Source organism: Burkholderia sp. Ac-20353, from assembly GCF_017104785.1.
In the GTDB taxonomy this organism is placed as follows: domain Bacteria; phylum Pseudomonadota; class Gammaproteobacteria; order Burkholderiales; family Burkholderiaceae; genus Burkholderia.
On the sequence record NZ_JAAGPL010000060.1, the window covers coordinates 37,206 to 47,181 of the forward strand.

Sequence of the window (9,976 nt, forward strand, 5' to 3'; positions counted from 1 at the left end):
CTACGATACGGGGCAAACAGCGGGTGAATGCGCCGGCGGACGAAACTGGAGGTGCGCGAATGGTCGTGGTGCTGATGCTGACGACGGTGCCGGATGCGGCAACCGCCGACGCGCTCGCCGATGGCGCGCTGGCCGCGCGGCTTGCCGCCTGCGTGTCGCAGCTCGGTACGGTCCGGTCGCGCTATCACTGGGAAGGCAAGATCGAGACGGCCGAAGAGATCCAGCTGCTGTTCAAGACGAGCGCGGTGCGCTCGCTGGAGCTGGAACGCTTCATCCAGTCGCACCATCCTTACGACACCCCTGAAATCGTCTCCTGGCAGGCTGCCGCGTCGCCGGCATACGGCCAATGGGTGACCAGCGAAACTCAACGTCTATTTCATGTTTAACGGTATGGCTGTTCGCGCGCGTGTCGACGCGCTGCGGTTCTTCGCGTTCCTGCTGTCGTTCGCGCTCGCATTCGTGCTGGGCGGGACGTCGCTCGCCCGCGCCGCCGACGATTTCCTCGATCCGTCGGTCGCGTTCAAGTTCAGTTCGAGCGAGTCGCCCGGGCAGGTCGACGTGCGCTTCAGGATCGCCGACGGCTATTACCTGTATCGGGAGCGGTTCGCATTCGCGGTCAAGAGCGGGCAGGCGACGCTCGGCGAACCGCAACTGCCGGCCGGTCACGTGAAGTTCGATCAGACGTTCCAGAAGAACGTCGAAACCTATCGCGGCGACCTCGTGATCCATGTGCCGGTCAAGCAGGCGGCCGGGCCGTTCGAACTCACCGTGACGTCGCAGGGCTGCGCGGACGAGGGCATCTGCTATCCGCCCGCCGAGCATGTCGTCAAAGTTGGCGGCGACGCGCTGGGCGCGGCAACGGCCGCGTCGACTTCGGGCCAGGATGCGGCGGCCGGCAACTGGTTCGACAAGGTCACGAGCGCCGAATACACGCAGTCGCTGCTCGAGGGGCACGGGTTCCTGACGATCATCGCACTGTATTTCGTTGCGGGCGTCGTGCTGAGCCTGCTGCCCTGCTCGTATCCGATGATCCCGATCGTGTCGGCGATCATCATCGGCCAGGGCACGCGCGCGACCCACACGCGAGGCTTTGCGCTGTCGCTTACCTACGTGGTCGGCATGGCGCTCGTCTACACGGTGCTCGGCATCGCGGCCGCGCTGGTCGGGCAGAGCCTCGGCGCGTGGCTGCAGAATCCGTGGGTGCTCGGCAGCTTCGGCGTGCTGCTGACGGCATTTGCGGTGTCGCTGATTTCCGGCGTCGATATCGCATTGCCGCAGCGCTGGCAAAACGGCGCCGCGGACGCGTCGAGCGGCCGCAAGGGCGGGCACTTCGTCGCGGTCGCGGCAATGGGTGCGCTGTCGGCGCTCGTCGTCGGCGCCTGCATGACGGCGCCGCTGTTCGCGGTGCTCGCGTTCATCGCTCATACGGGCAACGCACTGCTCGGCGGCGCGGCGCTGTTCGCGATGGGCCTCGGGCTCGGCGTGCCGCTGCTGGTCGTCGGCGTCGGCGCGGGCGCTTTGCTGCCGCGGGCGGGCGCGTGGATGGACAGTGTGAAGGTGTTCTTCGGCATCGTGCTGCTCGCAGCCGCGCTGTGGATCGTCTGGCCGGTGCTCGGCGGCGCGTTCAGGATGGTGCTGGCCGCGTTGTGGCTGCTGATTGCAGCCGCGGCGCTGGGGCTGTTCACCCCGCATGCGGGCGCGTCGTCCATCTGGCGGCGGCTCGGGCGCGGGCTCGGCGCGGCGCTGACGATCTGGGCGGCGGCCTTGCTCGTCGGGCTGGCCGCAGGGTCGACCGACCCCGTGAAGCCGCTGGCGGTGCTCGCCGCGCGCACGACCGCGTCCGTTTCGGGTGCGCCCGCAGGCGGAGCGTCCGCTGCGCAGGAGGGGCCGGCTTTTGCATCGGTGGGGTCGAATGCCGATCTGGATGCGTTGCTGAAGACTTCAGGCCGGCCGGTGATGCTCGACTTCTACGCCGACTGGTGCGTGAGCTGCAAGGAAATGGAGCATCTGACGTTCACCGATTCGCGCGTGCAGGCGCGGCTCGCGCAACTGCACCTGGTGCGCGCGGACGTCACCGCGAACAACCCGGACGATCAGGCGCTGCTCAAGCGCTTCAACCTGTTCGGGCCGCCGGGAATCATCTTCTTCGACCGTAACGGTAACGAAATCGGCCGGGTGGTCGGCTATCAGGCCGCGGATACGTTCCTGCGCAGTCTCGATCGCGCGGCCGTGCCGTCGGTGTGACGGGCACGTGTCGCCGGCCTCGAGGCGGCGACCGAAACGCACGAACGCCTGCTCCGCATCCGAAGCGACAGGCAAGAAAAAACGGCGACGCACCGAAATGCGTCGCCGTTTTGTTTTTGCGCGAAGGCCTGCGGATCAGCGCTGGGCCTTCAGCAGTCGCGCGGCGTCGAGCGCGAAATAGGTCAGCACGCCATCGGCGCCGGCACGCTTGAATGCGAGCAGCGATTCGAGCACGACCTTGTCGTGGTCGAGCCAGCCGTTCATCGCAGCGGCTTTCAGCATCGCGTATTCGCCGCTCACCTGGTACACGTAGGTCGGGAAGCGGAACTCGTCCTTCACGCGGCGCACGATGTCGAGGTACGGCATGCCGGGCTTGACCATCACCATGTCCGCGCCTTCGTCGATGTCGAGGCGCACTTCGCGCAGCGCTTCGTCGCTGTTCGCCGGATCCATCTGGTAGGTCATCTTGTTGCTCTTGCCGAGATTCGCGGCCGAGCCGACCGCGTCGCGGAACGGGCCGTAGAACGCCGACGCGTACTTGGCCGAATAAGCCATGATGCGCGTATGGATATGACCTTCGCTTTCGAGCATTTCGCGGACCGCGCCGATGCGGCCGTCCATCATGTCCGACGGTGCGACGATATCGACGCCGGCCTCGGCCTGCGCACGCGCCTGCTCGATCAGGATCTCGATGGTGTCGTCGTTGATCACGTAGCCGTTTTCGTCGAGGACGCCGTCCTGGCCGTGGCTCGTGTACGGATCGAGTGCGACGTCGGTCAGCACGCCGAGCTCGGGGAAGCGCTTTTTCAGCTCGCGCACCGCGCGCGGGATCAGGCCTTCGGGGTTGGCCGCCTCGCGGCCGTCGGGCGTCTTCAGCGACGGCTCGATGGCCGGGAACAGCGACAGCACCGGCACGCCCAGCTCGACGCATTGCTCGGCGACGTGCATCAGCAAGTCGACGGACACGCGCTCGACGCCCGGCATCGACGGCACCGGCTGCCGCTCGTTCGTGCCGTCGACGACGAACACCGGATAGATCAGGTCGTCGGTGGTCAGGCGGTTTTCGCGCATCAGGCGGCGGGAGAAGTCGTCGCGGCGCATCCTGCGCGGACGATGAAGCGGATGGAAGCTCATGGCAGTTGGGCAGAAATCAGGACAATAAGGGCCTTACGGAACCCTTAGGTTATTTTCTGGAGCGTTGGTATATGATAGCGATCGAGCGGCACGCCTTGCGTGACGCTCCCCGCTTCTCCTCCCTGAGCGGGTGCCTGTCGTTATTCGATTAGGCTGTTTGACCCGCCGTTCAACGGCGGGTTTTTTTATGCGCAGGTCGAATCGCAGGCACTGTCAGGTGCGCGCCGCCGTTTCCCGGCTGCGCGTTGCCCGGTCATTTTGCTACAGGCTCGGCATTTTCGTCGGCGACGGACGGCCGCAGCCAGCTCTCGATCAGCGCGTGCGCGTCGTCGAGCCCCGTGCGCTTGAGCGCGGAGAACAGCTGGACCGTCAGCTTGCCTTCGACGCCCGAGTCGCGATACGCATCGAGCCCCTTTTGCGTCGTCCGCAGCGCGTTGACGCTTTCCTGGCGCGTCAATTTGTCGCACTTCGTCAGCAGCGTGTGGATCGGCTTGCCGGTCGGCGCGAACCACTCGATCATCCGGCGATCGAGGTCGGTCAGCGGACGGCGGGAATCCATCATCAGGATCAGGCCGCACAGCTGCGAGCGGGTCGCGAGGTAGGTCGACAGCAGCATTTCCCAGTGCGCCTTCGCGGCGCCGGGCACTTCCGCGTAGCCGTAGCCGGGCAGGTCGACGAGATTCGCGACGGGCTCGGCCGCCGGGCCGACCGAGAAGTAGTTGATGTGCTGCGTGCGGCCGGGCGTTTTCGACGCGAACGCGAGCCGTTTCTGGTTGCACAGCACGTTGATCGCCGTCGATTTGCCGGCGTTCGAGCGGCCCGCGAACGCGATTTCCGGCTGCACCGTCGGCGGCAGGTCGCGCAGGTGGTTGACGGTCGTGTAGAAGCGGGCTTGATGGAGCAGAAAGGCCATGGGAACCGGGGACGGACGGGCGGCGCGAGCCGCTTGGTGGAGGCGGGGTAGCCCCGATAGGCGCAGGGGCTTTCAGCGCGATATTGTACAATACGACGGTTTTACCGAAGGCCCCGGGCGCCCGTCTCGCGCGCTTGCGCGGCTTCTGCGGTAGACTGATCGCCGTCGTTTATTGCAGAACCTCAAATTCCCACAAGACGAAACAGGGTGTGCGAATGAATCGACTGTGCAAGTCTCTGGTTGTGCTTCAGTTTGCAGCAGGGTTCGTAGGTTTCGTAGCAGAGGCAACAGCGGCAGATGCGGCCAAGCCGGATCTGGACCGCGGCAAGGCGATCGCGGGACAGGTTTGCGCATCGTGTCATGGCGCCGACGGCAACAGCGCGTCGGGCAGTTTTCCGAAGCTTGCGGGCCAGCATCCCGAGTATCTGGTCAAGCAGCTGAACGATTTCAAGACCCAGTCGGGCGCGAAGGGGCCGGCGCGCACCAATGCCGTGATGGTGGGTTTCGCGAGCGCGTTGAGCGCCGACGACATGCGTAACGTCGCCGCGTATTACGGCTCGCAGGCGACGAAGCTCGGCACCGCGCATGACGCGGCGACCGTGCCGCTCGGGCAGAAGATCTACCGCGGCGGCATCGCGGACAAGGGTGTGCCCGCGTGTGCGAGTTGCCACGGGCCGACGGGGCAGGGGATGCCCGTCCAGTATCCGCGTCTGTCGGGCCAATGGGCGGATTACACGGTTGCCCAGTTGGCGGCGTTCCAGCAGGGGGCTGGCGCCCGTAACAACAACGAGGCGATGCATCAGATCGCATCGCGACTGTCGGACAGCGAGATCAAGGCCGTGGCGGACTATATCGCCGGGCTGCGCTGAGCGTCGGTCGCGAACGGAGTGGCCGGACGCCCGAAGGGCGGTCGGCGTCAGAACAAGAAAAGGGTGGGGCGCCGCATCGTTGCGGCCGCCTTGCCCTTTTTTGTTGTCAGCACTCGCCGGGCCGCCCCAAGAGTGCTGACCGCCCCCTCGGGGGGCAGCGAACATAGTGAGCGTTGGGGGCTGTTTCCCCTTAGTCGGAGTTTGAATGAGCGTTACCACGTCGGGGTTGCAGTCGAAGTCGGGCCAGGGCGCGACGAAACGCGCAGTCGAGCTGTTGAGCTCGATGCGTTTCGCGATCGCACTGCTGGTGGTGCTGTCGATCGCGAGTATCGTCGGCACGGTCCTGACCCAGGACGACCCGTATCCGAACTACGTGAACCAGTTCGGGCCGTTCTGGGCGGACATCTTCCGTTCGCTCGGCCTGTACAACGTGTACAGCGCGTGGTGGTTCATGCTGATCCTGATCTTCCTCGTCGTGTCGATCTCGCTGTGCGTGATCCGCAATGCGCCGAAGATGCTCAAGGATGCGAAGAGCTGGAAGGACAAGGTGCGCGAAGGCAGCCTGCGCGCGTTCCACCACAAGGCCGAATATGCGGCGAGCGGCACGCGCGCGGCGGCAACCGCGACGCTCGCCGCGTTCGTCACGAAGGCCGGCTACAAGCACGTCGTGCGCGAGACCGACGGCGCGACGCTGATCTCCGCGAAGCGCGGTGCGCTGACGAAGTGGGGCTACATCTCCGCGCACCTCGCAATCGTCGTGATCTGCGTCGGCGGCCTGCTCGACAGCAACCTGCCGATCAAATTCCAGATGTGGATGTTCGGCAAGAGCCCCGTCAATACGAGCGCGACGATCAGCGAGATCTCGCCCGACCATCGGCTGTCGGCGTCGAACCCGACGTTCCGCGGCTATGCGTGGGTGCCGGAAGGCCAGTTCGTGTCGACCGCGATCCTGAACCAGCCGAGCGGCTCGCTGATCCAGGACCTGCCGTTCTCGATCCAGCTCAACAAGTTCATCGTCGACTACTACACGACCGGGATGCCGAAGCTGTTCGCGAGCGACATCGTCGTGATCGATCGCGAGACGGGCAAGAAGATTCCGGCACGCGTCGAGGTCAACAAGCCGTTCACGTACAAGGGCGTGTCGATCTACCAGTCGAGCTTCCAGGACGGCGGCTCGCAGATGCAGGTGACCGCGTTCCCGATGACGGGCGACACCGCGAAGACGTTCCCGCTGCAGGGCACGATCGGCAGCTCGGTGCCGCTGCCGGGCGCCGGCGGCGAGACGATCGAATTCTCCGACTTCCGCGCGATCAACGTCGAGAACATGGCCGACGCGAACGGCAAGCCGGACGTGCGCGGCGTCGCGAAGACCGGATCGCTGAAGGAAGCCTTCGACGAGCGGCTCGGCTCGGGCGCGAAGACGTCGAAGCCCGTGCAACTGCACAACATCGGCCCGTCGGTGCAATACAAGGTGCGCGGCAAGGATGGCCAGGCGCGCGAGTTCAACAACTACATGCTGCCGGTCGACATGGGCGGCGAGCGTGTATTCCTCGCCGGCGTGCGTGCAAGCCCGAACGATCCGTTCCGCTACATGCGGATTCCGGCGGACAGCCAGGATTCGATCGGCGAATGGATGCGCGTGCGCGCGGCGCTCGAGGATCCGGCGGTGCGTACGGAGGCGGCGGCCCGCTTCGCGCTGCATTCGCTGCCGGGCAGCGAAGCGGCGCTGCGCGGCCGTCTGCAGGAAAGCGCCGTGAAGGTGCTGACCCTGTTTGCCGCGAGCGACGACAGCGCCGGGCGCGGCGCCGACGGCCAGCCGATGGGCGGCTTCCAGGCCGTCGCGACGTTCATCGACCGCTCGGTGCCGAAGGCCGAGCAGGAGAAGGCGGCCAGCCTGATGCTGCGGATGCTCGAGGGCGCGATGTGGGAGGTCTGGCAGATCGCGCGCGAGCGCGGCGGCGAGCCGCCGGCCCAGCAGGGCGCGGATTCGGTGCGGTTCGTGCAGAGCGCGATCAACGCGCTGTCCGACAGCTTCCTGTATGGTGCGCCGGTCTATCTGCAGCTCGACTCATTCAAGCAGGTGCAAGCTTCGGTATTTCAGTTGACGCGCGCGCCGGGCAAGAATCTGGTGTATCTTGGCAGCCTGCTGCTCGTCGCCGGCATCTTCTCGATGTTCTACGTGCGCGAGCGGCGCCTCTGGTTCTGGCTCAAGGACGCCGGCTCCGGCGTCGATGTGGTGATGGCGATGTCCACGGCCCGCAAGACCTTCGATTTCGAGAAAGAATTCGTGCAGACGCGCGACGCGGCCGGCGCCGCGTTGCACACCGCACCTCGCGATGCCGCGCCGGCTGGTGCGGCATCGGCTTCCCGCCCGCCCGCTGGCGGTGGTTCCGAGAATTCCACCCGGTAACATCATGGATCTCACTCAAGTCTCTCCCGCCCGTGACGCGTCGTCTCGAGCCCCGATTCCGGCGCCGCTGTTCGACGACCGTCCGTTCCTGGCGCGCCTGTCGCCGCTCGACTGGCTGTTCGCGCTGGCGCTGGTGCTCGGCGCGGGCTACGCGTTCGTGCACTACAACGCGCACATGGATTACTACGACAAGGCGGTGCTGATCGGCACCGTTCCGGCGCTCGTCACGCTCGGCTGGCGCTGGAAGCCGGCGCGGCTGTTGATGGCGTCGATCGCGGTGCTGGCGCTGCTGTCGATCCAGATCTACCAGGGCGATCTCGCGCGCGCGGATTCGGCGTTCTTCCTCAAGTATTTCCTGTCGAGCCAGTCCGCGATCCTGTGGATGAGCGCGCTGTTCGTGCTCGCGACGTTCTTCTACTGGATCGGCCTGCTCGCACGCTCGGAATCGGGCTCGGCGATCGGCCAGAAGCTCACGTGGGTCGCCGTGCTGATGGGCTTCACGGGGCTGATGGTGCGCTGGTACGAGTCGTACCTGATCGGCGCCGACGTCGGGCATATTCCCGTGTCGAACCTCTACGAAGTGTTCGTGCTGTTCAGCCTGATCACCGCGCTGCTCTACCTGTATTACGAAGGCCACTACGGCACGCGCGCGCTCGGCGCGTTCGTGCTGCTGGTGATCAGCGCTGCGGTCGGCTTCCTGATGTGGTACTCGGTCGCGCGCGACGCGCAGCAGATCCAGCCGCTCGTGCCGGCGCTGCAGAGCTGGTGGATGAAGATCCACGTGCCGGCGAACTTCATCGGCTACGGCAGCTTCGCGCTGTCGGCGATGGTGTCGGTCGCATACCTGATGAAGGAGCGTGGCGTGCTCGCCGATCGTCTCCCGACGCTCGAGGTGCTCGACGACGTGATGTACAAGTCGATCGCGGTCGGCTTCGCGTTCTTCACGATCGCGACGATCCTCGGCGCGTTGTGGGCGGCCGAGGCATGGGGCGGCTACTGGAGCTGGGACCCGAAGGAAACCTGGGCGCTGATCGTCTGGCTGAACTACGCGGCATGGCTGCACATGCGCCTGATGAAAGGCCTGCGCGGCACGGCCGCCGCATGGTGGGCGCTGACCGGGCTCGTCGTCACGACGTTCGCGTTCCTCGGCGTCAACATGTTCCTGTCGGGGCTGCACAGCTACGGCAAGCTGTAAGATTCGCGACGCTCGTCCGACCAAAGACCGCCGGTGCACAGTGTGCCCGGCGGTTTTCTTTTGTAACGGGCGGGGGATCCGGGCGTCGAACGGCGCATGATCGGGCGGGTCGAACGCGCATTGAGTGTGCATGGAGCGTGCAAAAGGCGCGCGCAGGAGGAGCAGCACGATGTGGATCAAACGGCCATTCCGCAGCGCGTTGAGCGGTGACGACATTCCGCGCAGCGAGATTACGCCGCGCGCGCTATTCGAGAACCGCCGGCGCATGCTGCAGGCGGCCGGCATCGCGGTGGCCGGCGGTGTGCTTGGCCGCAGCGGCGCGGCGCTCGCCGCGTACGCGTCGCCCGATGCGCGGGCGGCGAAACTGGCCGCGAAAACCAATCCGAAGTTTGTCGTCGCCGACAAGGTGACGCCGTTCAAGGACATCACGTCCTACAACAACTTCTACGAGTTCGGCACCGACAAGGGCGACCCGGTGCAAAACGCCGGCACGCTGCGCGCGCGTCCGTGGCGCGTGAGCGTCGAAGGTGAAGTGCAGCATCCGAAGGTGTTCGACCTCGACGAGCTGCTCAGGCTCGCGCCGCTCGAGGAGCGCGTGTATCGGCTGCGCTGCGTCGAAGGCTGGTCGATGGTGGTTCCGTGGATCGGCGTGCCGCTTGCCGAGCTGATCAAGCGCGTGCAGCCGACCGGCAACGCGAAATATGTGCAGTTCATCACGCTCGCCGATCCGTCGCAGATGCCGGGCCTGTCGACGCCGATCCTCGACTGGCCGTATTCGGAAGGACTGCGGATGGACGAGGCGATGCATCCGCTGACGCTCTTGACGATGGGCGTCTACGGGCAGGTGCTGCCGAACCAGAACGGCGCGCCGGTGCGGATCGTCGTGCCGTGGAAGTACGGCTTCAAGAGCGCGAAGTCGCTCGTGAAGATCCGCTTCGTCGACAAGCAGCCGCCGACCAGCTGGAATACCTATGCGCGCAACGAGTACGGGTTCTATTCGAACGTGAATCCGAACGTCGACCACCCGCGCTGGAGCCAGGCGACCGAGCGGCGCATCGGCGAGGACGGGTTCTTCACGCCGAAGCGCAAGACACTGATGTTCAACGGCTACGGCGACCTCGTCGCGTCGATGTATCAGGGCATGGACCTGAAGAAGTACATCTGACGCGACCGGTGAGTAACGATATGTCCCCTTCGACGCTCACGCCCGC

The 9,976-nt window shown here is 65.8% G+C and carries 8 protein-coding genes; 6 read left to right on the forward strand and 2 right to left on the reverse strand.

Annotated elements, in window-relative coordinates; genetic code table 11:
* Positions 1-59: 59 nt before the first annotated feature.
* On the forward strand, positions 60-386 hold the full coding sequence (cutA, locus tag G3N94_RS18800; RefSeq protein WP_205794085.1) for a divalent-cation tolerance protein CutA: 327 nt from the start codon (positions 60-62) through the stop codon (positions 384-386).
* Positions 379-2,244, forward strand: coding sequence for a protein-disulfide reductase DsbD (dsbD, locus tag G3N94_RS18805; protein ID WP_205794086.1), 1,866 nt, complete (start codon positions 379-381; stop codon positions 2,242-2,244). The genes cutA and dsbD overlap by 8 nt, the downstream gene beginning before the upstream one ends.
* Positions 2,245-2,379: 135 nt before the next feature.
* Here dsbD and hemB read toward each other — a convergent pair whose 3' ends face one another.
* Together hemB and yihA are read right to left on the reverse strand one after the other, a co-directional pair.
* Positions 2,380-3,378 carry a porphobilinogen synthase gene (gene hemB / locus G3N94_RS18810; RefSeq protein ID WP_205794087.1) on the reverse strand — a complete coding sequence of 333 codons (999 nt, stop codon included), beginning with the start codon at positions 3,376-3,378 and terminating at the stop codon, positions 2,380-2,382.
* 253 nt (positions 3,379-3,631) lie between these two features.
* The gene (gene yihA / locus G3N94_RS18815) at positions 3,632-4,291 is read right to left on the reverse strand and encodes a ribosome biogenesis GTP-binding protein YihA/YsxC (protein ID WP_205794088.1); all 660 of its coding nucleotides are present in this window, start codon (positions 4,289-4,291) and stop codon (positions 3,632-3,634) included.
* 215 nt (positions 4,292-4,506) lie between these two features.
* Here yihA and G3N94_RS18820 point away from each other — a divergent pair, with 215 nt between their 5' ends.
* From G3N94_RS18820 to msrP, 4 genes are all read left to right on the forward strand, one after another.
* Positions 4,507-5,160 (forward strand): c-type cytochrome, encoded by a 654-nt coding sequence (locus G3N94_RS18820; protein WP_205794089.1) that lies wholly within the window; start codon positions 4,507-4,509, stop codon positions 5,158-5,160.
* Between the two features lie 205 nt (positions 5,161-5,365).
* The gene (locus G3N94_RS18825) at positions 5,366-7,570 is read left to right on the forward strand and encodes a cytochrome c biogenesis protein ResB (protein WP_205794090.1); all 2,205 of its coding nucleotides are present in this window, start codon (positions 5,366-5,368) and stop codon (positions 7,568-7,570) included.
* Between the two features lie 4 nt (positions 7,571-7,574).
* Positions 7,575-8,765 carry a c-type cytochrome biogenesis protein CcsB gene (ccsB, locus tag G3N94_RS18830; RefSeq protein WP_205794091.1) on the forward strand — a complete coding sequence of 397 codons (1,191 nt, stop codon included), beginning with the start codon at positions 7,575-7,577 and terminating at the stop codon, positions 8,763-8,765.
* A gap of 169 nt (positions 8,766-8,934) precedes the next feature.
* A complete protein-coding gene (gene msrP / locus G3N94_RS18835) occupies positions 8,935-9,930 on the forward strand; it encodes a protein-methionine-sulfoxide reductase catalytic subunit MsrP (protein ID WP_205794092.1) in 996 nt (331 codons plus the stop codon).
* Positions 9,931-9,976 lie beyond the last annotated feature (46 nt).

Bases quoted from the DNA above. Each gene is read 5' to 3' on its own strand.
- msrP (WP_205794092.1), top strand. From the start codon at position 8,935: ATGTGGATCAAACGGCCATTCCGCAGCGCGTTGAGCGGTGACGACATT.
- hemB (WP_205794087.1), bottom strand. From the start codon at position 3,378: ATGAGCTTCCATCCGCTTCATCGTCCGCGCAGGATGCGCCGCGACGAC.
- ccsB (WP_205794091.1), top strand. From the start codon at position 7,575: ATGGATCTCACTCAAGTCTCTCCCGCCCGTGACGCGTCGTCTCGAGCC.
- cutA (WP_205794085.1), top strand. From the start codon at position 60: ATGGTCGTGGTGCTGATGCTGACGACGGTGCCGGATGCGGCAACCGCC.
- G3N94_RS18825 (WP_205794090.1), top strand. From the start codon at position 5,366: ATGAGCGTTACCACGTCGGGGTTGCAGTCGAAGTCGGGCCAGGGCGCG.
- dsbD (WP_205794086.1), top strand. From the start codon at position 379: ATGTTTAACGGTATGGCTGTTCGCGCGCGTGTCGACGCGCTGCGGTTC.
- G3N94_RS18820 (WP_205794089.1), top strand. From the start codon at position 4,507: ATGAATCGACTGTGCAAGTCTCTGGTTGTGCTTCAGTTTGCAGCAGGG.
- yihA (WP_205794088.1), bottom strand. From the start codon at position 4,291: ATGGCCTTTCTGCTCCATCAAGCCCGCTTCTACACGACCGTCAACCAC.